This window comes from Advenella sp. RU8 (assembly GCF_048381675.1).
In the GTDB taxonomy this organism is placed as follows: domain Bacteria; phylum Pseudomonadota; class Gammaproteobacteria; order Burkholderiales; family Burkholderiaceae_B; genus Advenella.
Window position 1 is genome coordinate 89,614 of sequence record NZ_JBLWIS010000003.1, and the last position, 26,092, is coordinate 115,705.

At 47.7% G+C, this 26,092-nt stretch carries 14 protein-coding genes, 1 other RNA gene, 2 pseudogenes and 1 CRISPR repeat array; of the genes and pseudogenes, 15 read left to right on the top strand and 2 right to left on the bottom strand.

Annotated elements, in window-relative coordinates; all coding sequences use genetic code 11:
• Positions 1-86 precede the first annotated feature (86 nt).
• From cas9 to cas2, 3 genes are read left to right on the top strand one after another with little or no spacing between them, the layout of a single operon-like run.
• Positions 87-3,140 (top strand): type II CRISPR RNA-guided endonuclease Cas9, encoded by a 3,054-nt coding sequence (gene cas9, locus ACM5Q9_RS05450; protein ID WP_418143728.1) that lies wholly within the window; start codon positions 87-89, stop codon positions 3,138-3,140.
• Positions 3,141-3,144: 4 nt separating this feature from the next.
• Entirely contained in the window at positions 3,145-4,056 is a 912-nt protein-coding gene (gene cas1 / locus ACM5Q9_RS05455; protein ID WP_418143729.1) for a type II CRISPR-associated endonuclease Cas1, read from the top strand.
• A gap of 34 nt (positions 4,057-4,090) precedes the next feature.
• Positions 4,091-4,396 (top strand): CRISPR-associated endonuclease Cas2, encoded by a 306-nt coding sequence (gene cas2 / locus ACM5Q9_RS05460; RefSeq protein WP_169295275.1) that lies wholly within the window; start codon positions 4,091-4,093, stop codon positions 4,394-4,396.
• Positions 4,397-4,464: 68 nt separating this feature from the next.
• Positions 4,465-7,602: a CRISPR direct-repeat array (repeat unit 36 nt; unit sequence ATTTTAACTGATTGAGATATGTGCTGTGGCCGGAAC).
• A 275-nt stretch (positions 7,603-7,877) separates the two neighbouring features.
• On the opposite strand, the gene ACM5Q9_RS05465 is transcribed toward cas2, so the two are convergent.
• Positions 7,878-8,399 carry a hypothetical protein gene (locus tag ACM5Q9_RS05465; RefSeq protein ID WP_418143730.1) on the bottom strand — a complete coding sequence of 174 codons (522 nt, stop codon included), beginning with the start codon at positions 8,397-8,399 and terminating at the stop codon, positions 7,878-7,880.
• Positions 8,400-8,655: 256 nt separating this feature from the next.
• Here ACM5Q9_RS05465 and ACM5Q9_RS05470 point away from each other — a divergent pair, with 256 nt between their 5' ends.
• The 5 genes and pseudogenes from ACM5Q9_RS05470 to ACM5Q9_RS05490 all read left to right on the top strand — a co-directional run bounded on the left by ACM5Q9_RS05470 (position 8,656) and on the right by ACM5Q9_RS05490 (position 12,992).
• Positions 8,656-10,290: an acyl-CoA synthetase gene (locus ACM5Q9_RS05470; RefSeq protein WP_418143731.1), complete on the top strand. Its 1,635-nt coding sequence runs from the start codon at positions 8,656-8,658 to the stop codon at positions 10,288-10,290.
• Between the two features lie 502 nt (positions 10,291-10,792).
• Positions 10,793-11,185, top strand: a pseudogene (locus ACM5Q9_RS05475) (FAS1-like dehydratase domain-containing protein); the annotation flags it as partial.
• Positions 11,186-11,229: 44 nt separating this feature from the next.
• Positions 11,230-11,373, top strand: a pseudogene (locus tag ACM5Q9_RS05480) (MaoC/PaaZ C-terminal domain-containing protein); the annotation flags it as partial.
• 42 nt (positions 11,374-11,415) lie between these two features.
• Positions 11,416-11,580: a hypothetical protein gene (locus ACM5Q9_RS05485; protein WP_418143732.1), complete on the top strand. Its 165-nt coding sequence runs from the start codon at positions 11,416-11,418 to the stop codon at positions 11,578-11,580.
• A gap of 164 nt (positions 11,581-11,744) precedes the next feature.
• Positions 11,745-12,992: a cytochrome-c peroxidase gene (locus ACM5Q9_RS05490; protein WP_418143733.1), complete on the top strand. Its 1,248-nt coding sequence runs from the start codon at positions 11,745-11,747 to the stop codon at positions 12,990-12,992.
• A gap of 22 nt (positions 12,993-13,014) precedes the next feature.
• On the opposite strand, the gene ACM5Q9_RS05495 is transcribed toward ACM5Q9_RS05490, so the two are convergent.
• Positions 13,015-15,591 carry a TonB-dependent receptor plug domain-containing protein gene (locus tag ACM5Q9_RS05495; protein WP_418143734.1) on the bottom strand — a complete coding sequence of 859 codons (2,577 nt, stop codon included), beginning with the start codon at positions 15,589-15,591 and terminating at the stop codon, positions 13,015-13,017.
• A gap of 190 nt (positions 15,592-15,781) precedes the next feature.
• Here ACM5Q9_RS05495 and ACM5Q9_RS05500 point away from each other — a divergent pair, with 190 nt between their 5' ends.
• The 7 genes from ACM5Q9_RS05500 (at position 15,782) to recR (ending at position 26,045) form a co-directional block, all read left to right on the top strand.
• On the top strand, positions 15,782-18,469 hold the full coding sequence (locus ACM5Q9_RS05500) for a PD-(D/E)XK nuclease family protein (protein ID WP_418143735.1): 2,688 nt from the start codon (positions 15,782-15,784) through the stop codon (positions 18,467-18,469).
• Entirely contained in the window at positions 18,462-21,989 is a 3,528-nt protein-coding gene (locus tag ACM5Q9_RS05505; protein ID WP_418143736.1) for a UvrD-helicase domain-containing protein, read from the top strand. The genes ACM5Q9_RS05500 and ACM5Q9_RS05505 overlap by 8 nt, the downstream gene beginning before the upstream one ends.
• A 141-nt stretch (positions 21,990-22,130) precedes the next feature.
• Complete coding sequence (locus ACM5Q9_RS05510) at positions 22,131-22,763, top strand: YadA-like family protein (protein WP_418143737.1); 633 nt, start codon at positions 22,131-22,133, stop codon at positions 22,761-22,763.
• 70 nt (positions 22,764-22,833) lie between these two features.
• An RNA gene (ffs, locus tag ACM5Q9_RS05515) (signal recognition particle sRNA small type) lies at positions 22,834-22,931 on the top strand.
• A 74-nt stretch (positions 22,932-23,005) separates the two neighbouring features.
• Positions 23,006-25,033, top strand: coding sequence for a DNA polymerase III subunit gamma/tau (gene dnaX, locus ACM5Q9_RS05520; protein ID WP_418143738.1), 2,028 nt, complete (start codon positions 23,006-23,008; stop codon positions 25,031-25,033).
• A gap of 77 nt (positions 25,034-25,110) precedes the next feature.
• Positions 25,111-25,437 (top strand): YbaB/EbfC family nucleoid-associated protein, encoded by a 327-nt coding sequence (locus ACM5Q9_RS05525; protein ID WP_418143739.1) that lies wholly within the window; start codon positions 25,111-25,113, stop codon positions 25,435-25,437.
• Positions 25,437-26,045 carry a recombination mediator RecR gene (gene recR / locus ACM5Q9_RS05530; RefSeq protein WP_418143740.1) on the top strand — a complete coding sequence of 203 codons (609 nt, stop codon included), beginning with the start codon at positions 25,437-25,439 and terminating at the stop codon, positions 26,043-26,045. The genes ACM5Q9_RS05525 and recR overlap by 1 nt, the downstream gene beginning before the upstream one ends.
• Positions 26,046-26,092: the final 47 nt, after the last annotated feature.

Here is a 26,092-nt window from a genome sequence, read left to right on the forward strand (position 1 = left end):
CAGCACATATCTCAATCAATTAAGTGTATTTATAGTAACATAGGACTACAATAATAACAAAATATTTTTTTAAGATTGGGGGGATTATGGCATTACTACGACGTTATAGGCTTGCTTTGGATGTTGGAAGTACATCGATTGGTTGGGCTGTTTTAAGATTGGCCTCTGATACAAATACACCTACTGCAATTATGAAAGCAGGTGTGCGTATCTTTCCAGATGGCCGTAATCCAAAGGATGGAACTTCTTTAGCGGTTACAAGACGGCAAGCACGCTCAGCCAGAAGAAGACGAGATCGTCTGTTGAAAAGAAAAAACAGAATGCTCAGGCAATTAATTGAACTGGGTTTTTTTCCTGCAACGGTAGAAGCCAGAAAAGAACTGGAAAAACTGAACCCCTATGAGTTACGGGCAAGGGGGCTGGATGAAGCTTTAACGCCAGCAGAATTTGCCAGAGCGCTTTTTCATATTAATCAGCGTCGTGGTTTTAAAAGCAACCGGAAAACAGACAAGAATGAGAATGAAAGTGGTGCACTGAAAACAGCTATTAAAAAAGTAAAAGAAAAAATTGAAAATAGTGAAGCACGTACTATAGGTGAATACTTGTATAAGCGTATGCTGAATGGTGAAACCGTACGTGCCCGTTTACGTCAGACCAGAATGGCTCAGGATAATGGTCGTGACAAAATAGAAAAAAATTATGATTTGTATATTGACCGCTCAATGATTGAGGATGAATTTGAGCAACTGTGGCAGGCGCAGGCACACTGGAATCCAGTGCTGTTTAATGAGTCAAACAAAGCCTTACTGAAAAACACACTCCTTTTTCAACGAAATCTAAAGCCGGTTAAGCCTGGGCGTTGTACATTTTTGCCGGAATTGGAAAGGGCCCCGTTGGCATTGCCAAGTGCCCAATTATTCCGGATTTATCAAGAGGTAAATAATTTACGTTATCTGGATGAAAAATTTAATTTAATCCCATTAAACAGGCAGCAACGTGATTCAATCGTTGAAGAGTTAAATAAAAACCAAAAACGTTCTTTTGATCAAATACGTAAAAAATTAGGTTTTTCAGGGGCTGTCAGATTCAACATCGAAGATGATAAAAGGCAGGATTTAAATGGTAATAAAACAGCTTCTATTCTGGCTAAGAAAAGTTTTTTTGGTAATCACTGGTTTACCTTTCCTGTAAACAAACAAGATGAAATTGTTCAGAAGTTATTGGCCGAAGAGGATGAGGCCAATCTCATTGAATGGTTAATCAATAATACAGGTGTTGATGAGGCAAAGGCAGAAAGTCTATCCTCAGTGGCTTTGCCTGATGGTTATGGATCTTTGTCTTATGAGGCGATCGGCAGAATCCTGCCTCACTTGCAAGAGGAAGTTATAACGTATGATAAGGCGGTATTGGCTGCTGGTTTTGAGCATCATAGTATGTTGGATGCCTCGCGTGATGGAGAAGTGCATGAAGAGCTGCCATATTACGGTATTCCACTGGAAAGGCATGTTGGCTTTGGCAGTGGTAAGCCTGAGGATTCATTAGAAAAAAGATATGGAAAAATTGCCAATCCAACTGTGCATATAGGCTTAAACCAAATCAGGATTGTAGTGAACGCCTTAATAAAAAAATATGGTCATCCTACCGAAGTGGTAGTTGAAGTAGCCAGGGATTTAAAGCAAAGCAAGGAGCAGAAAGATAAAGAAAGAAAACAGCAAGCTGAAAATCAGAGAAACAATGCAAGACGTCGTGAACAAATCGCCGGCATATTGGGTATTAGCGAAGAAAGGGTGAGTCGCAGCGATATCCAAAAAATGATTCTTTGGGAAGAGCTTGCGTATGATCCTATGGACAGAAAGTGTCCATACTCTGGAGTGCAAATTAGTGCCTCAATGCTTTTTAGTCCTGAGGTTGAAATTGAGCATATTCTGCCTTATTCAAGAACGCTTGATGATGGTATGAATAACAAAACTCTGTGTATGAGATTGGCAAATCGATATAAGGCCAATAAAACGCCTTATGAAGCGTTCGGTACACAAGAAATTGCCGGTTTTAACTACGATGAAATGGTGCAGCGTTCAAAAGGCATGAAAAAAGAAAAATCTTATCGTTTTCTGCCTGATGGCTATGAAATTTGGTTGAAAAACGATAAGGATTTTCTGGCAAGAGCTTTGAATGACACCCGTTATTTAAGTAAATTAACTCGTGAATATATCAAATTGATATGTCCGAATACTTGGGTGATTCCAGGCCAAATGACAGCCAGGTTACGAAACCAGTTCGGTCTTAATGATGTCTTGGGTTTGCACGGTGAAAAAAATCGTAATGATCATAGGCATCATGCTGTTGATGCATGTGTAATTGGTATTACTGACAGGTCTTTACTGCAACAATTTTCCAGGGCGAATCAACAGGCTCGAGAAAAGGGTCTGGAGCGTTTGGTTGAGAATGTGACTCCTCCATGGGAAACCTATCGTGAGCATGTGGAACGTGCTGTGAATAATATTTGGGTCAGTCATAAACCGGATCATAGCCATGAAGGTGGAATGCACAACGATACAGCGTATTCTTTATTGGATGAGGGATATGTTGGCTATCATAAAAATAATAATGGTCAAAAAGAATTCATAAGGGAAAAGCTGGCTGTCCTCAAAATGACTAGCGATAAAGCCAGGGAAAGACATGGCGTTTTACCTGACGGTTCATTACGCCCTTATAAAGGATATAAGGGGGACAGCAACTATTGTCTTGAAATAGTCAAGAATGCAAAAGGGAAGTGGGACGGTGAGATAGTTTCAACGTTTGAGGCATACCAAGTTGTCAGAAAACATGGGGACGCAGTATTAAGGAATAGAGAGCAAAGTATTTCAGGTAAGCCATTGGTGATGCGCTTAATAAAAGGGGATATGGTTAGGTGTGAACATGATGAGAAAATGATGACTTTAAGAATAATAAGCATTAAATCTACAGGAGTCATAGCGTTGACTCCTCATCATGAGGCTAATGTTGATGCAAGAAATCGAAATCCGGAGGATCCATTTAAATATATATATAAAACTCCAAGTTCATTACAGAAAAGTCAGGGAAGAAAAATCACGATTTCACTCATTGGTCAGGTAAACGATCCAGGATTCAAGGGCTAGGCTTATGCTCGGTAGAATTGTTGAAATAGCAGAAGATAATCGTCATCTTTCTCTTTATCGAGGCTTTTTAAAAGTCAATTCCACCGAGGGGGATCGTGAAGAACTGGGGAGAGTTCCTCTGGATGATATCTCTGCGGTAATAGCTAATGCTTACGGTATTAGCTATACCAATAATATTTTGGTGGCGCTGGCAAATATGGGAGCTCCATTTGTTTTATGTGCTGCCAACCATAATGCTGTTGGTATGTTGCTGCCTATTGAAGGGAATTATGAGCAGTCAAAAAGAATGGATGCGCAAATTGCAGCTTCTGTTCCATTAAGGAAAAAGCTATGGGCCAGTATTGTTAAATCCAAGCTTGAGCAGCAGGCATGTGTGCTAGAAGTAATTGGCGCGCCTTTTATACCCATACAGGCCTTGATTAAAAAAATAAAAAGTGGTGATTCAACAAATATTGAGGCGCAGGCAGCAAGAAGATACTGGTCATTGTTATTTGGGAAGGACTTTAGACGAGATCGTAGCGAAAGCCAAATTAATGGTTTGTTAAATTATGGTTATACCGTTTTACGTGCTACTACAGCCAGAGCAGTAGTGGCAGCGGGGTTGCATCCGAGTATTGGTTTGTATCATAGCAATGCGAGTAATGCCATGAGGCTAGTAGATGACTTGATGGAGCCTTTCAGAGCAATGGTTGATTTAAAGGTTTACCAATTGGTGCAAGCTGGAAATTATGAGGTTAACCAAGAAACAAAAAGAATATTGGTGAGAACAATGTATGAGGATATGCAAACTCTCGCTGGTATTACTCCTTTAACTGTTTGTACTCAAAAACTTGCTACTTCATTGGCGTTGGTAATGTTAAAAGAACGAGACAGGCTTGAGTTGCCATTACCAGGTTTGCCGATTTCACTTACCTGAATTGAGGTTTTCTATGTTATCAGGATACAGGCTTATGTGGATAATCGTAATGTTTGATCTTCCTGTTATGGAAAAAGCAGAAAGAAAAGCAGCGACTGACTTCAGGAATGCCCTGTTGGATTTGGGGTTTGAAATGTCGCAGTTTAGTGTGTATATGCGTTTTTTTTCGAGTTCCAAGCAAATAGAAACCTGCTGTAAGAAAATTGAGTCAGGGTTGCCTAAGGGTGGTAAAGTAAACATACTGCAATTAACTGATAAACAGTATGAAAAGATTATTTCTTTCCAGAGTAAAGTGAAAGAACCCGCTAAAAAATCACCAGATCAATTTGATTTATTTTGAAATGAACATGGAATTAGTTAAAAACAAAGCCAATAACTTATTTGAAATCAAATGGTTATTGGCTTTGTATTTTAACTGATTGAGATATGTGCTGTGGCCGGAACTGCGTCGCGCGAAGCTGTTCGAGGGTCATGATTTTAACTGATTGAGATATGTGCTGTGGCCGGAACTGCTGCAAGGTTTATATTTGAAATGGCTGTATTTTAACTGATTGAGATATGTGCTGTGGCCGGAACCGTCAGGGGGTTATTCTTGCTGGAGATTTTATTTTAACTGATTGAGATATGTGCTGTGGCCGGAACTGCCTGTTTCAGCCACTCCAGCTCTTGATTATTTTAACTGATTGAGATATGTGCTGTGGCCGGAACTTTATGAGAAACGTATAAGTGCGCCCTTCAATTTTAACTGATTGAGATATGTGCTGTGGCCGGAACCTACCTAAAAGCATTTAAAAGCTTTAAAAAATTTTAACTGATTGAGATATGTGCTGTGGCCGGAACTGTTTCCCGATCTATATCCTGCCCGAATTTATTTTAACTGATTGAGATATGTGCTGTGGCCGGAACTAGTTGGCAAGGATCATGGTGTCGTGGACAATTTTAACTGATTGAGATATGTGCTGTGGCCGGAACTCAAAGTGATTGCCGACACCATCGGGCTTGATTTTAACTGATTGAGATATGTGCTGTGGCCGGAACCATTACCTCCGCGTGTTTCTCACGATATGCATTTTAACTGATTGAGATATGTGCTGTGGCCGGAACAAACGCCCCAATGAAGAAAATTACGACATCATTTTAACTGATTGAGATATGTGCTGTGGCCGGAACCGTACAGCAATGGAAGCACGCTATAAAGCCATTTTAACTGATTGAGATATGTGCTGTGGCCGGAACTGATTTGGACTTGCTCAAAGATGGCATGCTATTTTAACTGATTGAGATATGTGCTGTGGCCGGAACGCCCCATACCATTGCCCGTTTTCTAAAATGATTTTAACTGATTGAGATATGTGCTGTGGCCGGAACACGGCTGGCAGCACAGGAAGCGCGTGTATGATTTTAACTGATTGAGATATGTGCTGTGGCCGGAACTAACGTCTCGCATGATTGAATCCATGTTTTATTTTAACTGATTGAGATATGTGCTGTGGCCGGAACTTCAAAAAGGAGTACGCACAAGCGAGAATAATTTTAACTGATTGAGATATGTGCTGTGGCCGGAACCCCGTCAATCATGGGGGCATAAAATGGGCTATTTTAACTGATTGAGATATGTGCTGTGGCCGGAACTCAAACTTCGCTACCAGCTCAGCGTTTTTCATTTTAACTGATTGAGATATGTGCTGTGGCCGGAACCCGCCACGTTGCTCCGCCCTGCACTCGCCGCATTTTAACTGATTGAGATATGTGCTGTGGCCGGAACGTGCTATTCATTGTCAGCATGCCCACCAAAATTTTAACTGATTGAGATATGTGCTGTGGCCGGAACAACTGTGACAATTTCCATATCATCCTTGTCATTTTAACTGATTGAGATATGTGCTGTGGCCGGAACTGCCCCAGAAGATTGTGTTTGCGGAGCCTGATTTTAACTGATTGAGATATGTGCTGTGGCCGGAACGGCGTGTCACGTACCCGAACAAATGGTTTTATTTTAACTGATTGAGATATGTGCTGTGGCCGGAACTTCAGAGGCCATTTCCCTTAAAGACCCGATAATTTTAACTGATTGAGATATGTGCTGTGACCGGAACGGCACATTAAAGCTTGTGACTACTGAAGCAATTTTAATTGATTGAGATATGTGCTGTGGCCGGAACCGCGAGTAGGAGCAGTACAAAGCGCCAAGGATTTTAACTGATTGAGATATGTGCTGTGGCCGGAACTATGCGTTACAACAGGCAATGAAGCTGATAATTTTAACTGATTGAGATATGTGCTGTGGCCGGAACTCTCTTGATGATATAAAAAAAGCTTTGCAGATTTTAACTGATTGAGATATGTGCTGTGGCCGGAACCCAGCACCAACCACCAACTCGTCACCGCCTATTTTAACTGATTGAGATATGTGCTGTGGCCGGAACGTTGCCAAGGTATCACCAAAGATCACTCGTATTTTAACTGATTGAGATATGTGCTGTGGCCGGAACCGATACCAGGCCGGTAATCATTGAGTCCGGATTTTAACTGATTGAGATATGTGCTGTGGCCGGAACTCCCCGCGCATCATCATATTGGAGCATGCAATTTTAACTGATTGAGATATGTGCTGTGGCCGGAACGATTTTGGACGATTCAGAGATCAATCTTGAATTTTAACTGATTGAGATATGTGCTGTGGCCGGAACCCCTTGTGTTCGTGTACCGCTCAGATCAAATTTTAACTGATTGAGATATGTGCTGTGGCCGGAACTTGTTATACATCCTCATTTCATTCGTTATAATTTTAACTGATTGAGATATGTGCTGTGGCCGGAACTACATCAATCAAAATGCCATCTTCAATAGCATTTTAACTGATTGAGATATGTGCTGTGGCCGGAACTATGCCGCCACTGCATTTCCATTGTGCCCAATTTTAACTGATTGAGATATGTGCTGTGGCCGGAACTAATTGGGCATTTTGAAGTATTGCATCAGATTTTAACTGATTGAGATATGTGCTGTGGCCGGAACTGCCAGCGACCGAGAACGCTTGGCAAGGAGATTTTAACTGATTGAGATATGTGCTGTGGCCGGAACAGTGCCGATCGTATCCAGCAGTGCGGCCTCATTTTAACTGATTGAGATATGTGCTGTGGCCGGAACCCAGCCAGATCACCGCCAAGTCGGGTGCGTATTTTAACTGATTGAGATATGTGCTGTGGCCGGAACTGCTGGGCCGTGGTCGTTCAACTCGTACAAATTTTAACTGATTGAGATATGTGCTGTGGCCGGAACGCATGTTGAGTTAATCAATCACCGCATTGCATTTTAACTGATTGAGATATGTGCTGTGGCCGGAACCTCCTAACGCGACTTGACGCGCCCACCGGGATTTTAACTGATTGAGATATGTGCTGTGGCCGGAACAGCAAGACCATTTATAAATCTTTGACTCTGATTTTAACTGATTGAGATATGTGCTGTGGCCGGAACTTACGTGGGAAACATTTACACTGGTGGGCGATTTTAACTGATTGAGATATGTGCTGTGGCCGGAATCTCCGCTTGGTGCCTTTCGTACGGTCTACGATATGCATTTCCAAGCGGGAGCGTGGAAACGAGCAATGCTCAACGCACGAGGCCAGCACTTAAACACCTCAAGAGCGTTCTATTTGTATTGCTAGTGAGTTTGCTTCATATGAAAAAGACTTGGTGAATAATCTTATAGAACTTTTTGATTGTTTACATTTGAACTGACCCCCAAAAATTGGACACCCATTCAACATTTGGGGTGACCCTTCAGAGCGTTGGCGCGAGCAATCACTAAGAAGCACTCAATCCAAAAACGTCAGCTGCTGTGCCCGGTTCGGAGCTTCCCGCGTGTACTTAAAAATCAAAGTGCCTTCATAACCCTTTCTTCTTCCGGCCTCAACCGTCAGGTACCAGGTGGGGATGTGCGCCATGTTTTCCAAGCGGCTAATCAGTTCTGTGATGCTGCCGTCTTGCCGGGCTTTATGAATGGCAATTTCCTGTGCGGTCCAGGCAACACCCGGGGCCGCTTCAGTCTTGCTGGGGTCGTAGGTTTGCCCGGCATAACGAATGGCATAGCCGTCTTTGGTCTTATCACAGGAAGGATTCGGGCATTCCATCTGGAAAACCTCTTCCAGTGCATTTTTAGAGGGCATGATGCTGGGGGTTTTGTTGTACCCGGCCCGCAAGGTAAGCACTTCATCGCATAAATCGGCAATGATCTTGGGATTGGCAATGTCCAGGAATTTGGCCGTGGCAATCCAGTGCTTGCCAGTATCAGCCTGCCTGGCTGCGTCTCGCAGAAGTTGGATTTGTGCCGTGTTCATGAAGTAGTAGTGCCTGAGTTAAAGAAACGAAGCTGGCATTTTAGACAACTTTAAGACAATTGTGGAAGGTTTATAAGCGCGTACGATATTTTGTAGGTCAGGCAATGAAGAAAGTCAGGGCAATAGCAGCTCTCAAGGCTTTTGAATATTCAAATAGATAAAAATAATCGTCAATATATTGATCTATTCGAGGTTTATTTGTTAACCTTTCTGGTAACATCTTGTATAAATTAACGAATAGCCAACAGGAGACACAATGGCTGATTTTGATACGGGCCTTCAGCGTAATGCGGCCAATTATGCACCTCTTACCCCTATTGATTACCTGCAACGCGCTGCCAGTGTGTATGGTGATCGGCTGGCAATTGTCCATGGGCCAATCCGGCAAAACTGGGCAGAAACCAACCGTCGCTGCACGCAGCTTGCGGTTGCGCTTCGTCAGTTGGGGGTAGAGCGCAATTCCACCGTTGCGGTTTTGCTGCATAACACGCCTGCCATGGTAGAGGCTCATTTTGGCGTGCCCATGTCGGGTGGCGTACTGTGTTCGCTTAATGTCCGCCTAGACACAGATAGCCTGATTTTCTGCCTTGAGCATGGTGAGGCAATGGTATTGCTGGTAGATAGCGAGTTTGAGGCCCATATTCCTCAAATCCGTCGTAAATTGCCCCATCTTGTGATTGTTCAGGTTAATGATGCCTTGGGCCCACAAAATATCCAACCCTTTGCCGAACTGGATTATGAGTCTTTGCTTGCTTCGGCCAAAGACCTTGATAATTGGCAAATGCCCGCTGATGAATGGGATGCCATCGCTTTAAACTATACGTCCGGTACCACCGGCAATCCCAAAGGGGTGGTGTACCATCACCGTGGGGCGGCCATTAATGCCCTGTCAAACATTTTAGAATGGGATATGGCCAAGCATCCGGTGTATATGTGGACATTGCCCTTGTTTCACTGTAATGGCTGGTGCTTTGCCTGGACAGTCGCTGCCCGTGCCGGGGTGAATGTATGCCTGCGCAAGTTTGATGCAAAGGTATGCCTGGATTTAATCCGCAATGAGAAAGTCACGCATTATTGTGCAGCACCCGTGGTGCATTCGGCTTTGGCCAATGCCCCAGATGAGCTTAAAAAAGGTATTGAGCATACCGTCAAGGGTCTGATAGCAGGTGCTGCACCTCCGGAAGCCGTGCTGGCCAGCATGGAAAAAATGGGTTTTGATATTACTCATGTTTATGGGCTTACCGAGGTTTACGGTCCGGCATCGGTTTGTGCCGAACACGATAGCTGGCAAGATTTAAGCATCGAAGAACGCGCCAAGCTAAAATCTCGTCAGGGTGTGCGTTATCACCTGCAGGCCGGCTTAAGCGTACGCGACCCGTCCACCATGGAAAGTGTCAAGGCCAATGGTACTGAAATGGGCGAGCTCATGTTCCGGGGCAATATTGTCATGAAGGGTTACCTTAAAAACCCGCATGCAACCCAGGAAGCCTTTGAGGGCGGCTGGTTCCATACGGGTGATCTGGGTGTGATGCATGAAGATGGTTATGTCCAAATCAAGGATCGCAGCAAAGATATTATTATTTCAGGTGGAGAAAATATTTCCAGTATTGAAGTTGAAGACGTGCTGTATAAATATCCTGGCGTGGCCAATTGCGCAGTTGTGGCACTAAGCGATGAAAAATGGGGAGAAATCCCGGTTGCCTTTGTCGAGCTGAAAGAGGGTGCACAAATTCAGGAAGACGAATTGCTTGAGTATTGTCGTGAGAACCTGGCCCGTTTCAAAGTGCCTAAAAAAATCATATTTGGTGAACTGCAAAAAACAGCCACCGGAAAAATCCAGAAATATGAATTAAGAAAGCAGGCGCAGGCGCTGTTATCCTCATCGTCATAAAGGTAAGTTAACGAAAGGGCATATAAATATTGTTCTATGTCCTTTAATCCTTCAGCCTGTATATTTTCACGCCCGCGGCTTATAGCGGGCGTTTTTGTTTTTAGCGTAGAAGTCCGCGAACTACACGGCAGGCAATTTTTAATTCTGTAGTTCAAGCTTGTGGCTCATCTTGTGATTATTGTTTTGTAATACATATTTTTTTGTGTTATCCCTCAAGGAAGGGAAAGTCTTAATAAATAATTACTTTATTAATTTTGAAAAGGCGTCATAATTCATTTATATAAGTAAATATATTTACATAAAATATGAGGCGTTAATGAAAAAGGAAAGACGGCAAGTTTGCCCATGATATGCTTTTGTTGGAAGTGAAAAAAAGGCCGATTCAACAAGACCATGGGATTACTACCATATCAAAGGCGTTATTTCTGCTGAAGATGCCAACCTTCCATTGTCGGAATCCAAATGCGAACTGGTTACACAGGGTTGAATGCAAGGAGTCAATATGTCTGAGTCGGGGTTGATCGGTAAAGATTTGGGTACTCACCAGGTACCGGTTTCCCTGTTTCAGGTGCTTTTTTACGCGAAAGTAACCGGCCAGACTGACCGCTTATTCTTTGATGAGGCTTATGCCAAGGTGCAGGGTTATCCATCGGTGGTAATAGCTGTTGGATTGTTGTTTGGCCTGGAAATGCAAAAGGAAAATCCATATGCCTGGTTTGACGAGGTAGGTTTGTATGCCGGCAAAACCTTGCATGCTTCGCAAGTGTTTACTTGTCATGCGCAGTGTTTTGCCGGTGATGTGCTTACTTTTGCTTCCCGGGTGGTAGACATCTATACTAAAAAAAATGGCACCCTGTATTTTCTTGACCGTCATACGCGGGTAAAAAAACAAGACAGGAAGACAGTTTACCTGTATGGCATGGGGAGCCTTTCAGTCGTGCTGCATTGGCCCTTTTTGCCGGTGCTTCCGGCGATCATAATCCCTTGCATATTGATAGTGATTATGTGCAAGCAGCCGGGTTTGATGATGTTTTTGTGCGTGGCATGTTTATGTTTGCTTTCATGCAACGATGTCTTGTCAGTATTGTGCAACAGTCGTATCTGGAAAATATCAAGGTGCGTTTTGTGAGTATTGTGCAATTGGCAGAGCAGCCGGTATGTAGCGGAAAAATAAGGCAGGTAGCGGACACGGAAAATGGCCGGCAGTTTATTATTGATCTAAGTGTTTGTAATCAGCAGGGACAGTCCAAGCTGACAGGTGAGGCCTGGGTGACATTACCACTGGTTTGATGAATCAGCATTTGGAGAATATGCTTCATGCACTAAAAAGTGCTGACTAAAGTTTTGGGGACTGATTGTTGATTAAATTTTCTAACATTATTAGAAATGATAATTATTTGCATTTATAATAATGTGTTCTAGAAAATTTCAATCATCGCAACTTTGTTTCAAGTATGAATAAATCCGATTTGCCCAGTGTCACCCTGACAGTGGTTTTTTTTGCGTTAACAGCAGTTTGGGGTGGATCTGCCAAGGCTGGGTCTTTAGTGGCTGCCGATACTGCCATCAATTGTTTTCAATCATCACCGGCGGTTACTGAAAAACCTTTGAATGACTTGGTCGGTAGTACTGTCCAGGGCAGTATTAACAGTAACACCACTACGGGTGAGGGGGCACAGGTAGCCGCATCGGGGGCTGGCGTGTGGGATGCAGCATGTTTGCGGCAGTTTTACCAAGGTACGCCTGGCCAATGGCCCAAGCCGCATATTGATGACGGCATTGTCTGGCATGAAATGCAGGTAGTGCCTGAGCCGGTTCCACCGCAAACCCCCGAACAGCAAAGCCTGATTGAATTGGGTTCAGTGCTGTTTCATGACAAACGGCTCTCCAGCAAAGGGGAAACCGCTTGTGTTAGCTGTCATTCGTCAAAGCATGCTTTTTCTGACGGACGCGCCTTGGCGGTAGGTGAGGATAAAATGATGGGCAAGCGGCGTTCTCAAACACTGTATGCCGCACCTTTTGCGTCTTTGCTGTTTTGGGATGGCAGGGCAAGTTCTTTGGAAGCGCTTATCAGGGACCCGGTTGAAAATCCGGTTGAAATGAATCACAAAATGGAAAAGGCAGCGCAATTCGTGGCTGGTGACCCTGCCTATCAGGTATTGACCTTGGCTGCCTTCAATCATGCCAATATAACGGAAACAGAGGTGGCTGAGGCACTGGCAAGTTTCATTCGTACGATTAGACCGCCAAAAACTTTGGCAGATAAGGCGTTTGCCGGTGATACATCACAGCTGTCAGACCGGCAATTGCTTGGCTTGCATTTATTCAGGACCAAGGCGCGATGCATGAATTGCCATAACGGTGCTTTATTAACCGACTATCAGTTTCATAATATTGGCCTTTCATTTTATGGCCGACGCAACCAGGATCTGGGACGTTTTGAATTTACCAGAAACAAGGAAGACCTTGGCAAGTTTCGTACGCCCAGCCTGCGCAATATCGCTAATGCAGGCCCATGGATGCATAATGGGCTTTTTCCAAAACTGGATGGCCTAATCAGGCTTTATAATCAGGGAATGGGAAATACCGATCGTGGTGATCCGAATGATGAATATGCTCCTTTGAAATCAGAGCATATCAAAGTGCTTAACCTCAGTGCCGACGAGATGTCGGCACTGGTTGAATGGCTGGAAGTTTTATAACTATTCTTTGCTGGTTATTCACTTACCATTGGTAAGCGGCGCTTAGCCAGAACTGACGGCCTGTTTTGTAACCTGAAGCGGTGGTGTTAGTGCCGTTTTGTGAGTAGGCAGCCAGGCTGCCCACTTTGGTATTGAACACATTGAGTACATCCAGGCTAAGGTTAATATGCTGGTTGCTACGAACGGGTACTTTCCAGTTGATGCGCCAGTCAAGGGTAAGGGCCTTTTTGTATTCACGCTCCACAAAATCATAAACACGTCCGTTGTAGTCGCCGCAAGCGGCGCTTTGTGTTGAGCTTTGGCACCGGTTGAAATAAGTTTGCTTGTAACTGGTGTAGCCTGCGGTATAGTTCAGGCGGTGTGTCCAGTTCAGGTTCCAGTCGGGGACATCGGTATTGATTTCCAGAAACATATTCCATGGCTGGCTGAAATTCATGGGGGGGATATCGGCCCTGTTGTTGTACATTTTTCCGTCGTACAGATAGCGCTCATTGAAGCCGTCTGCATCTAGCGCTTCATCCTCGTAGGTGTTAGAGTTGGAGCTGTATTTGCTGAATCGGGCGCCAAATGTATAACCCAATTGCAGGGCACCCCACTGGTAAGGCGCCAGATTGCTGACAGATAGCGAGAAGGTATTGGATTTGCCACACCCGTCATTGGTCATGTAATAGACATCATAGCCATTTTCGTCCTCATAGGATTGCATGGTGAACTGGTCACGTGATTTGCGATGCACCCATTTTAATAGCCAGCGCGAGTTGTTCCAGTTATGTGACAAGCCAAGGTTGATTTCATCACTGTAAGGCGTTTTGAGTTCAAGCGTATTCCAGTTGGCACTGTTGGAGGCGATTCTGGGGATTATGTCGCTCCATTCCTGGGTTTCCTTGCGGCCCGTATAAATCAGGTTTTTGGGCATATTGGAACGCAGGGCGTAAGACAGCATGCTGCCCGCATAATAGCGGTTGACGCCACCAAAGACATTGGTTTGATTGTCACCGTAAAGGTCAAAGTTGAAAGCTAAGCGAGGGGCAAATGTGGTGTCTTTCAGGAAGTCGTCGTGTTTGATCCGTATGCCTGGCGTCAGCTCAAGGCGTCCCATTTTGATCCGGTCCTGTACATAAATACTGTAACTATTATTGCGGGCCTTGGAGTTGTGAGCCGGGTAGTAGGCCAGGTTGGTGGCATAGAGAATCCCTGGAAGGCAGTACAGGCAATCAGGGGTATTGCTGATTTTATTGGCGGTGTACAGGTTGGTGTCTTTGGGGCGTTTAGCTTTGGCTTCACCAATATCAACGTGCCATCCGAATTCAAGGTGATGAACGGTATTCCCAAGGCGCAGGGGGTTCAGTTCATAATCTTGTTTTAGCGTCCAGATCTTGGATTCGTTTTCAAGGTGGCCAATACCACCCTCATAAGCCCAGGAGCAGTCTTTCATGCTGTCGACTTTGCCAATAGGACGGGAGCACCAATTGAAATGTTCGGCAACCTGGTCGTTGCTGACATTCCATGACCATAAATCATTGCCGCCTTTGTAGTCGATGGTATTGGTGTTTTTTGAATAGGAAAGGGTACTTTTGATATTGCCCCAAGAGCGCAGGCTATCCCAGTTCAGGCTGGCGCGCCAGCCACCGCCTTTGATTTCATATTCGCCATCTTTTACGTTGTTATACCAGTAAGATCCGCTATGTGGAGAATACATGACGCTTGCGGTGATTTTGTTATTCAGGTCAATCTGGTTCAACCATTTCACCATTAACGTTTCGGTGCGGCGTTGTTCCTTGTAATGCATGTCTTGCAGGCCCGGATGCACTTCTGGAATTTCCGATTCGGTGCGGTTATAGCTAAACATCAGGGCCGAACGATCGCTAAGCGGCTGGTTTAGCGTCACATCGTAGATTTTCTTGGTGAACTTTGGCTGGTTGGGGTTATCAGCAGACTCGTCATCACCGTAAATATCCTCCTCGTCGGGAATGAAGTGGGTCCAGTCTGAACGAGTGGTGCGAAAACCGATGCTGCCGGAGGATTTTTGGGTATCGGGGTCTTTCAGTTTTGCCTCTACAACACCACCGGTGAAATCACCGTATTTGGCAGGAACGTTGCTGTCATAAACATTCAGCTCTTCAAGCAGGTTGGCATTGACATGAAAACTTTCAGGGTGTCCTGGTACGATTCGCAAGGTTTGCGGATTAGCCTCGTTGACACTGTTGGTGATGTCATAAGCATTGCCGCCCGGGTTCATGATGTCATTGTTTGACATGCCATCCAGCATGAAATTATTGTTGTAGAACTTTTCTCCATGGAATGAAACGCGGTCTGGCGCAATCTCTCCTGCTCCTGAGGCACTGTCTGCCGTATCAGAAAACACGACATTCGTATTGCTTCTCAGGAGGTCTGTAATGGTGCCGTTGCGGGTAGGTTTTTTCTGGATGTCTTCTTTGCTTAATGTTTGTACATCGGGGCGACTTTCCGGTATGGCGCGGATTTGCTCAAGCTCAACGATGTGGTTTTTTTGAGCCATCGCAATATTTACCACGGCACATCCGGTAACAGACAGCAGCGTGAAATTTTTCCAGTATTTTTTTTTTGAAATTTTTTGCATCTTTTATTACATCTTTTTTAAAAGATATGAATGATAATGATAATGATTATTATTATCAAGTTAATTTTGCATATAAGAAGGCAAGTGATGTGTTTAAAGCGCGCTAATGCTGCCTGGCAGGTTAAGATAAGTTACGTTTAATCAAGTATCATTGGTACTGCCTGATGATGTTTACCTTGAATGGGTATTTATGACTGCCACTTCACCTGAATTTATGATTTCCTCTTTACCAGACTTGTCCATTGAAGAGCTTGTTGCAGGGGATGCCCGCTACAAGCTGGTGTTGACGGTCAATAACCGGCAGGCGTTGCGCCTTAAGCAATTGCTGGTTCAACACATGGGTTCTTCGGCAAGCATTCTTGAGTTGCCCTTGATCATGCCGTTGGGCCGATGGGTTCGTGCCATGCATGATGCCCGTTTGTTCAGTGCCCAGGGGCACGTGCCGGCCATTGCACTAGACCGCTTTGCCGAGCAGCTGGTGTGGGAGTCGGTGATAGAAAAGGAAGAGGGGGCGGGGCGTTTACTTGATTTGCAGCAAACCGCAAAAATGGCTTCCGATGCCCATCATCTGTGTGCAGACTGGCATATTCAGGTCAAGGATGATGAAATTACGCAAGAGTATGAGCGATTCCGGCAATGGCAACACGCTTATCTGCATCGCTTGTCGCAAATGGATGCCGAAGATGACGGCCTGATGCAGGAAAACCTGCTTCAGGCACTGGAAAACCGGGAGCCGTTGAATTTGCCGCAGCAGATTGTATTGCTTGGGTTTACAGAATGCTCCCCGCGCTTGGGACGCTTGTTGCTTGCCTGCCAGAGTAATGGTTCAGATCTGGCCGTATTGGCAGAACAGGTGGCAAGCGCCACCGAAGTTCGCAAGACAGCGTTGGGGGATAGCGCTGCCGAATGGGAAACGGCCATCGCGTGGGCCCGGCAATCCCTGATGGAAAATCCGCGGGGCACTTATGCCATTGTGGCCCCGGATCTGGAAGAAAAAGCGCCGCTGGCCAGGCGTTTGCTGGCACAGAACCTGGGGCGTCATGGGTTGGCCTGGAACGTGGCGGTTGGTCGTCCTTTAACAGAATGGGCACCGGTACGGGCGGCGTTTGCATGGCTCAGGCTGTTGGCCCAGCTTGGCAGCCGCAAGCAATGTGAGGTAAAAGTACTGGGAGCGGCACTGCTGGCCGGACATTGTTCAGCCACACCACCAGCATTGGCCACCATGGCACAGTACGATGCCAAATTGCGCCAGAAAGAAGAGATCACTCTTGCAGAGACGGATGTTTTGTCTTTGTTTGACCAGCTTGGCAGTGATCTTTCTTTCAATTTTAAAGAGATTTATCAGCGCTGGTGTCTGCCGTTTCAGGAAAAATACAGTCGGACCACGACCGATCAATGGGCGCAGCGTATTCGTGAGTGTCTGTTTGGGTTGGGGTTTCCCGGTCCGGGAACATTAAGCAGTGCCAATTTCCAGGTGTGCCAGGCTTTTGAAAACCTGCTGGTCCGTTTTTCTGCCTTATACGAGGTAGGCGGGCTGCTTGATGGCTTGGGTGCCAGCGCCTTGTTGCAGCGGCTGGCCCGGCAATCGGCTTTTCAGCCACAAAGGGACAAACAGGCCCGGCTTGATGTCCTGGGCTTTCTTGAAGCCGAAGGTGGTCGTTGGGATGCCGTCTGGATCTTGGGCTTGACCGACGAGGTGTTGCCCGCCAGCCCAAGTCCCAACCCCTTTTTGCCGGTTACTGCGCTGCGCCGGGTTAACGCACCCCGTGCTACCCCTGAGCGTGAAAAATCCTGGGCCGATGAAATGTTTCAGGCATTGCTGCAATGTGCCCCGCAGGTCAGTCTAAGTTGGCCCCTGATGGACGGTGAAAAAGAGCTCAGGGCTTCTTCATTATTGGAAGATATTTCATTTTTTGAAACTGAAAGTTTATTTGCCAATATCACAAATATGCAGGTAATCAAGCGAGAGGTTGAGGAGTTGACCGATAACCAGGCGCCTGCGCTCTCGGGCCACCGCCCGGTGAGCGGTGGCATGGATGTGCTGGAAACACAGGCACGTAATCCCTTGTGGGCCTTTGCCCGTTACCGTTTGGGGGCGCGTGAGCTGGAAGATTATCCGCAGGCGGTCAGCCAGCGGGTGCGGGGCATTTTCCTGCACAAAGTCATGGAGCTGGTGTGGGGCATGCTAAAGGACTGGGAGCGGTTGGCTGAAAAACATGAAGACGGTTCCCTTGAGGCTTTTGTCAGTGAATGCGTGGAGCTGGCAGCCGAACAGGAGCTCAAGCATGATTATGCTGCCGTGGTGCAAATGGAAAAAGAGCGCGCCCGCCGGATGGTCATGGATTTTCTGTTGCTCGAGCTCAAGCGTGAGCCATTTGCCGTGCAGCAATTGGAGCAGGATGTGAAGTGGCAGCGTGCGCAAGTAAACCTTTCATTACGCATGGACCGGGTTGATACCTTGGCGGATGGCGAGCAGGTAATTATCGATTATAAATCAGGCAGCACCCCTTCATTCAGGCAAGACTGGTCACGTCAGACCCCCGTGAATTTGCAATTGCCTTTTTATGCCTCGGTCATGGGTTCTGGCAAGGGCAATCCGGTGGCAGGCTTGTTGTTTGCCCGCTTGAATGCCCGCCAGATCGAGATCAAGGGGATTGCCAATGAAGATTTGGGCATTGATGGGCTGGATGACCGCAGCAGCTGGGAGCCGGCCATGTCTTGGGAAGCATTGTTGCAACGCTGGCAAACCGTAATGGAACAACTGGCTGATGACTTCTCTGCCGGCAAGGCGTTTAACCGGGCCTGGCGGGAAAGTGATTTGCAATATTGTGATGTAAAACCTTTTTTAAGACTGGCGCAGGAAAGTGAAGATGAGTGAAACAATGACAGCAGGCCAATCATTACATGCTCAGGTGCACCCGCTTAGTGTTTCGGGAGAACGGTTACCCAGTGATTATCTGGCCCGTGCCAAAGCGATTGAGCCCGGCCAATCGTTCCTGATCCAGGCTCCGGCCGGTTCGGGCAAGACAGAGTTGCTGACAGACCGGATTCTGGCCCTGCTGGCCACGGTTAACCGTCCCGAGGAAATTCTGGCCATTACTTTTACCCGCAAGGCCGCCTCTGAAATGCATGCCCGGGTCTTGAAAAAACTGGCCCTGGGTTTGCAGGAAGAGGCGCCCGAAACGGCGCACCAGAAAAAAAGCTGGGAACTGGCCCGGGCCGCCTTGCGGCGTGACCAGGAAAAGGGCTGGAACCTGCTGGCGCACCCTGCACGCCTCAGCATAAAAACCATCGATTCTTTTTGTGCTTCACTGGTGCGCTCCATGCCTTGGTTGTCGGGCATGGGGGGCATGCCGGCAGTGGCTGAAGACGCCCGTGCCTTGTATGGCAAGGCTGCCCGCCAGACTCTTGCCCTGATTGACAGCACGGAATGCGTGCAGGCATTGGTGGCACATCTGGATGTTGATTTGCAGCCTGCCGAAGAGTTGCTGGTAGATATGTTGGGGTTCAGGGATCAGTGGCTGCAAGTGGTGAATGATCCTGCCGGTGCCATGCAGGCAGTGATGGAGTCCCTGGCGCTGGCCATGGATGATGATATTGCCAGGGTCAGCGCGCTTATGCCGCTAGGTTGGGCGGCCAGCCTGGCCCCGATTGCCAGGGCAGCGGCTGCTAGTTTGGCAGATCCGGCTTCCGCTCACGAGGATGACTATCCATTGCTGGATTGGGATGGTGAGCCCTTGTCGCCATACTTTACCGATATTGCCCGTTGGAAGGCCCTGGCCCGCCTGTTGTTGACCGCCAAGGGAGACTTGCGCAGTCGACTGACCAAAAATGAAGGTTTTCCTCCCAAGAGTGCCCACAAGGATGACATGCAAACCTGGCTGGAGTCACAACGCCTCAGTTCGGAGGCATGGGCACAGGCCTTGCATGATGTAACAAAGTTGCCTGATGTGTTGATGACGCCGCGGCAAATGCAGATTATTGGCAATCTGCTTGAATGCCTTCGATTGGCAGCACATCAGCTTGAACAGGTTTTTGCCAGTGAAGGGGAAGTGGACTTTATTGAAATTGCCTGGCGGGCAGGGCAGGCCTTGGGGTCGGCCGAAGACCCGGCCGAGCTGCTGCTTTCGCTGGATGCCGTGATCAAGCATATTTTGATTGATGAATTCCAGGATACCAGCCAGGTACAGATTGACCTGATTAGCAAGCTGACCTCAGGCTGGCTGGCCAATGAAGATCGCACCTTGTTTCTGGTGGGCGATCCGATGCAGTCGATTTACCGTTTCAGGAAGGCTGAAGTGGGGCTGTTTTTGAAAGTGGCCGAGGAAAGTATTAATGACTTGCCGTTGCAAGTACTAAAGTTAAGTGAAAATTTCCGTTCACGCGAGGGGGTGGTTGATTGGGTGAACCAAACCTTTGCCAAGGTATTTCCGCCCAAAGACAACCCGGCGCTGGGGGCCATCAAATATACGCCATCGGTGGCCTTTAATGAGGCTGGCATGACGCCGGCGGTGTTGATGCATCCATTTTATTATGGCAGCGATATACCCGCGCAATGGCTAAGCCAGGATGCCCTGCCACAGGGCGCTGCCCCGGATGAGGAACCGTCTGCTATTGCCATTACCCAGGCAATGGCAGAGTCGGCGGCACAAGACCGTGTGATTGGCTTGGTCAGGTCGGCACTTGAAACCCATGCCGGCAAAAAAGATCCGGTGGCCATCCTGGTGCGGGCGCGAACACATCTTAATGAGTTGATGCACCGACTGACCATGGAAGGCATTCCTGTGCGGGCCGTGGATTTTCAGCCGCTGAAAGACCGCCAGGTAGTCATAGACCTGGTGCAGCTGATTCGCGCCCTGTCGCACCCGGCTGACCGTGTGGCTTGGCTTTCCTTGTTGCGCTCGCCCTTGTGTGGCCTGACCCTGGCCAGCCTGGATACCTTGTTTGGGGAGCAGCAGAAAACACCGGTGCCTCAGTTATTGGCGCAGCTTCTGGACAGCCTCGCTTCCACTTCTGGGCAGCCCATTGCAGGGGCGCGAAATTTGTCTCCTGCTGAACTGGCCCGTGTTTTGCCGGTTGCCCGAGCCCTGCTGGAGCGCCCCTTTGAGCAAGAGGCGATTACCTTTTCTGCTCATGTGGAGTCTGTCTGGCGTGCCTTGGGCGGGTTTGTTTTTTATGCCCATGAAAGTGAATACGCTGATGTGCAGACGGTATTGCGCCTGCTGGATAAGATCGCGCCTTACGGTGGTTTGAATCCCTCTGATCTTGATCGTGAGCTTGAGCGCCTTTATGCCGCTTCTTCTCATGAACCGAATGCCGTGACCATTATGACGATGCATAAATCCAAGGGCCTGGAGTTTCAGGAAGTCATCTTGTACGGGTTGCACCGGATACCTCGCAATAACGCCGATCCCTTGTTAAGGTTTGAGCAGTCCGAGGGGCACTTGTTGCTTGGACCTATCAAGCCCCGGGCGTCACAGGAAAAAGATCCTATTTCTGTCTATTTGGCCGAGCGGGAGAAAAAGCGCACCAATTATGAGCTGGACCGTCTGTTATACGTTGCCGCAACACGGGCATGCCAACGGCTGCATTTGGTTGCGACGTTGCCAGTCAAGGAGGGGGCGGTGGTCAATGTGCCATCCAGCACCCTGTTTTCCCGGTTGCAGCCTTTAATGGACACTTTCTTTACGGTCAAGCCCCCGTATCCGCCCACTTTGGGGGCAGGTAATGCCGGAATGGGGCAGGATCATGAGGACAGTCTGTATGAAGTGGTGGGTCCGCCTTTGATCCGATTTACGGATGCCCTGATGCAGGCCCTGCATTCGCAAACAGATGAACGCCATCAATCTGTAGGAGCGGCGTTCCAAGAGTCAGGCCCCTGGCATTTTGAAGAGCGTTATGAGGTGCATATCGGTACCGTGGTGCATGCCTGGCTGGCCCGGATGGGGCAGGATCAACTGCATGGCTGGACTCCGGCGCGGATACAGGCATCGGAAAATATTATTGTGCGCCAGTTGTTACAGGAAGGATTGCGTCCCGGACAGGCACGCGAGGCGGCTGCACGGGTGCAGTCTTTACTGCTGAATTTCCTGGCCAATGACAAAGGGCAATGGCTGCTGCGTCATCCTGGTGCCCGTCAGGAATGGGAGCTGGTGGACGCATGGGGCAAAGTGTTGATCGTGGATGTAGCGGTTTCAGAGCCGGATGGCTGGCTGGTGGTTGATTATAAAACGGCACAAAAGCATGCACATGAATCTGAAGAAGAGTTTGATAATCGCTTGCGTCAAACTTACCGCGAGCAGTTGCAGGCTTATTGTGAGCGTCTGACGGCGCTGGATGGACGTTCGGCCAGGGCCGTGATCTATGCATTGGATGCCAATCGTTGGTTGGCGTTATAAATGGTTTCCGGCATAGGTGGTTTAATAACAATCATGTAATAAGTTGTTAGTTTGTGGATTTATATAAAACATTTTTTTAAAAAAAGGGAATAATGCTTACCTATTAATTTTGTGTATTACGTTTAAAGTTTTGGAGAACCAATGAATCCGCTTATTCATGCAGCATGTAAAACAACAGTGTCAGAAAAAAACAAAAGCACGGTGTTGCGCAATTGGATAGTGTGTGGCGTGACAGCTGTGGCAGTTTTTAACAGTTTTCCCGTAATGGCCCAAGCGGTCAGTCCCATCATGGCTGCCATGCAAGCGGTTTATGAGGCTGTACCTGACTCTACACCTGTAGCGGTAACCCAAAGCAATGAAACCGGAATAGTATCTGTAGGAAGCCAGGCCACTGGCAAGGAAATCTCCATGGCAGGTCAGGAAGGTCCCCGCGTGGTTTCTGGTGTGGCTGCCGGAAGCCGGCCCACAGACGCTGTTAACCTGGGTCAAGCCACGGAAATGTACAATGAGGTGAATCGCAAAATACGTAAAACCGAACGCAAGGCCGATGAAGGCACGGCTGCCGCTATTGCTGCAGCCAATTTGCCACAGGCGGTTTTGCCAGGTGAAAAAGTGGTTGGTGTGGGTGGTGGTACCTGGTCGGGTGAGTCCGGTTATGCTGTAGGCGTATCTGCCGCAACCGATAATGGCAAGTGGTTACTCAATGGTTCCGTGATTGGCTCGTCGGGTGGTGATGTGGGTGCGGGCGTTGGTGTGGGTTATCGCTGGCGTTAAACTTTCATCAAGCTTGGGGTAATTTGCATTTTTATATTGTAATAATCCGGAAAGCTGTTACAATGCTTGCGGTGGGCCCCTTCGCATGGGTCGGCGGCGAAACTGGTCAGGTCGGGAACGAAGCAGCCATAACCGTTTAGATTCAGTGCCGAAGTAAGGCTCACCCCTCATATCTATAAAAATTCAGTAAAACAGCCGTCACCTTCAGGGTGACGTTTGCATTTCTGGGCTACAATCATTCCATGAGCTACCTTGTTCTTGCCCGTAAGTGGCGTCCCCGATCTTTTGAAACCCTTGTCGGCCAAGAGCACGTGGTAAGGGCATTAAGCAATGCCCTGAATACCCAGCGACTGCATCATGCCTGGCTGTTTACAGGCACCCGTGGGGTTGGTAAAACCACCCTGTCGCGTATTTTGGCAAAGTCCCTTAATTGTGAAACCGGCATTACCGCAACGCCTTGCGGCCAGTGTCGTGCCTGCGTTGAAATAGACGAAGGCCGCTTTGTTGATTATCTCGAGTTTGATGCTGCCTCCAACCGCCGTGTTGAAGAAATGACGCAGCTGCTTGAGCAGGCTGTTTACGCGCCTAGTGCGGGACGTTTCAAGATTTACATGATCGACGAAGTCCACATGCTAACAGGGCATGCGTTTAACGCCATGCTGAAAACGCTTGAAGAGCCGCCGCCACATGTCAAGTTCATTCTTGCAACCACTGATCCGCAAAAAATTCCCGTCACGGTATTGTCCCGTTGCCTGCAATTTAACCTGAAGCAAATGCCCCCAGAGGCAATTGTGGGCCACTTGCAGAATGTGCTTGTACAGGAAGATGTCCGTTTCGATCTGGGCGGCTTGCGCCTTATTGCCCAGGCAGCGTCAGGCTCCATGCGTGATGCCCTGTCACTGACTGACCAGGCAATTGCTTACAGTTCCTCCAACATTACCGATGCCGCAGTCCGTGAAATGCTGGGCACCATCGACCAGAAATATTTGGTTCGTTTTCTGCAGGCCTTGCTGCAGGGTTCGGCACAGGGTGTTATGGATACTGCCAACGAGTTGTCGATGCGCGGTTTTTCTTATTCAGGTGCGCTGGCAGATTTGTCGGTCTTGCTCTCGCGTATAGCGATAGAGCAGCGTTTGCCGGGCACCCTCATGGCTGATGATCCTTTGCATGAAGATATGCAGTCATTGGCCAGGGCGTTTCACCCGGATACTCTGCAGTTGTTTTACAGTATTGCCGTGCATGGCCGTAACGAGCTGTCCCTGGCGCCCGATGAGTATGCCGGCTTCGTCATGACCGGTTTAAGAATGCTTTCTTTGGTCAGTACGGTAGACATGGCGGCTTTGCCAGATACGCCGGTTACAAAACCGCTAACTTCAGCGCCCGTTGCCCCGCAAGGCAACAATAATGTGCCTGCTTCACCAGCCGTCGCTATTTCTGCCCCGGCTTCAGGTGCGCAAACCCAAACGTCAGCAGGGATTGAGTCAGCAACATGCACCGATTCCAGTCCTGCCGCCAGTCTGCCAGAGGTTAAGGTTGATGAAGTAATTGCCTCTTCTGATGGTGAGCCGGCAACTTCGGGCACAACCAATAAAGAAGCATCACCGGTTTCTGCCGGACCTGTTGCCGACACTACGGTTGTTGGCAATGATGATGTGAGGGGGGCTGAAAAAAAAACGACTGACGATTTTATTCCCGCCTGGGAAGATATTCCTGCTGATTGGGAAATGCTGGCTGCTTCCGAACCCGATGATGAAGCGCGTTTTGAACAGGCAGTACCTTCTGGTCTGGACATGGATCTGTCAGACCCTGAAATAGCGTCTTTCCCTGTGGTGGAAGAGGATGTTTCATGGGTGCCCAGCCATCAGGATTCTTTGTCTGGGCATAGCCTGCAGCAAATGACACCGCATGACTGGACGGTTTTGTCGCAAAAACTGCCCTTAAGTGGCGTAGCGGCTGAATTTGCCAAACAAAGCGAATGGCTGGGTGTTGAAGATAATGAAATTCATTTGCGAATCCCGGTTAAAAATACTAACGAGTTGGGTGCTAAAGCAAAACTGAATACAGTGCTTACCGAATATTTCAGGCAAGTGGTAAAAGTCTCTTTCGAATATGCTGAAAATGTCGAGGAAACCGCTTACGCGTCGATTCGTGCCGAGCAGGCTGCCCGTCAGGAAAAGGCAGAGCGGGCAGTGCATGAAAGCGAGTTCATTAATGCCCTGATTGAAGAGTTTGATGCCAAGGTCATTCCTGAAAGTATCAAACCCTGCTGATCACCATGAATTTTACGTATTAATCTACTAAAATACGGGCTAATCCTATTAATCAATGAATCAGGAAATCATCCATTATGATGAAAAATCAATTGGCAGGCTTGATGAAGCAAGCCCAGCAAATGCAAGAAAACATGAAAAAAGCCCAGGAATCTCTGGCTGACATTACGGTTGAGGGTTCTTCTGGTGGTGGCCTGGTCAAGGTAACCATGACTTGCCGCAATGATGTAAAACGTGTGGTTATTGATCCTTCCCTGTTGGAAGATGAGAAAGACATGCTGGAAGATTTGGTGGCTGCCGCTTTTAATGACGCCTTGCGTAAGGCCGAAAACACGGCCCAGGAAAAAATGTCTTCCGTAACGGCTGGCATGCCATTGCCACCGGGAATGAAGTTTCCATTCTGATGCGTGATCATTTGCCCGAGCCGGAGCCGTTATCTGCGCTGGTAGATGCCTTGCGCAGATTACCCGGTGTGGGTGTAAGAAGTGCCCGGCGCATGGCTTATCATTTGTTGCAACATGATCGTAAAGGGGCGCAGCAGCTATCGCTCGCCCTGTTGCATGCAGTCAATCATCTGGGGCATTGCAAACGGTGCCACTCTTTTTCCCAAGATGAAATATGTGAAACCTGTCTTAATCCCAAACGGGACGAGAGCTTGCTTTGCATAGTGGAAACTCCCGCAGACCAGAATATGATAGAGGCCAGTCATGGCTATCGGGGCTTGTATTTTGTCCTGATGGGCAGTTTAAAACCCCTTGAGGGGGTCGGGCCTGATGACCTGGGTTTTGATAAATTGCTGGAGCGCGTTGGCGATGGCAAGGTACAAGAGGTAATTCTGGCTACCAATTTTACGGCCGAGGGTGAAACAACCGCCCATTACCTGGCTGAGATCCTTAAAGGCAGGGGACTGAAAGTATCAAGAATTGCCAGGGGCATCCCTACCGGCAGCGAACTTGAGTACGTAGATGCCGGCACCATTGCCTGGGCATTCATGGAGCGGCGAAGCTCCTGAATTTGTGCCCGGGCAAATCAAGACGCGCTTTAATTCAATAATAATGC

What these genes read in the sequence shown, in the direction of transcription:
- cas9 (WP_418143728.1), top strand. Translation starts at nt 87, where the DNA reads ATGGCATTACTACGACGTTATAGGCTTGCTTTGGATGTTGGAAGTACA.
- cas1 (WP_418143729.1), top strand. Translation starts at nt 3,145, where the DNA reads ATGCTCGGTAGAATTGTTGAAATAGCAGAAGATAATCGTCATCTTTCT.
- cas2 (WP_169295275.1), top strand. Translation starts at nt 4,091, where the DNA reads ATGTGGATAATCGTAATGTTTGATCTTCCTGTTATGGAAAAAGCAGAA.
- ACM5Q9_RS05465 (WP_418143730.1), bottom strand. Translation starts at nt 8,399, where the DNA reads ATGAACACGGCACAAATCCAACTTCTGCGAGACGCAGCCAGGCAGGCT.
- ACM5Q9_RS05470 (WP_418143731.1), top strand. Translation starts at nt 8,656, where the DNA reads ATGGCTGATTTTGATACGGGCCTTCAGCGTAATGCGGCCAATTATGCA.
- ACM5Q9_RS05490 (WP_418143733.1), top strand. Translation starts at nt 11,745, where the DNA reads ATGAATAAATCCGATTTGCCCAGTGTCACCCTGACAGTGGTTTTTTTT.
- ACM5Q9_RS05495 (WP_418143734.1), bottom strand. Translation starts at nt 15,591, where the DNA reads ATGCAAAAAATTTCAAAAAAAAAATACTGGAAAAATTTCACGCTGCTG.
- ACM5Q9_RS05500 (WP_418143735.1), top strand. Translation starts at nt 15,782, where the DNA reads ATGACTGCCACTTCACCTGAATTTATGATTTCCTCTTTACCAGACTTG.
- ACM5Q9_RS05505 (WP_418143736.1), top strand. Translation starts at nt 18,462, where the DNA reads ATGAGTGAAACAATGACAGCAGGCCAATCATTACATGCTCAGGTGCAC.
- ACM5Q9_RS05510 (WP_418143737.1), top strand. Translation starts at nt 22,131, where the DNA reads ATGAATCCGCTTATTCATGCAGCATGTAAAACAACAGTGTCAGAAAAA.
- dnaX (WP_418143738.1), top strand. Translation starts at nt 23,006, where the DNA reads ATGAGCTACCTTGTTCTTGCCCGTAAGTGGCGTCCCCGATCTTTTGAA.
- ACM5Q9_RS05525 (WP_418143739.1), top strand. Translation starts at nt 25,111, where the DNA reads ATGATGAAAAATCAATTGGCAGGCTTGATGAAGCAAGCCCAGCAAATG.
- recR (WP_418143740.1), top strand. Translation starts at nt 25,437, where the DNA reads ATGCGTGATCATTTGCCCGAGCCGGAGCCGTTATCTGCGCTGGTAGAT.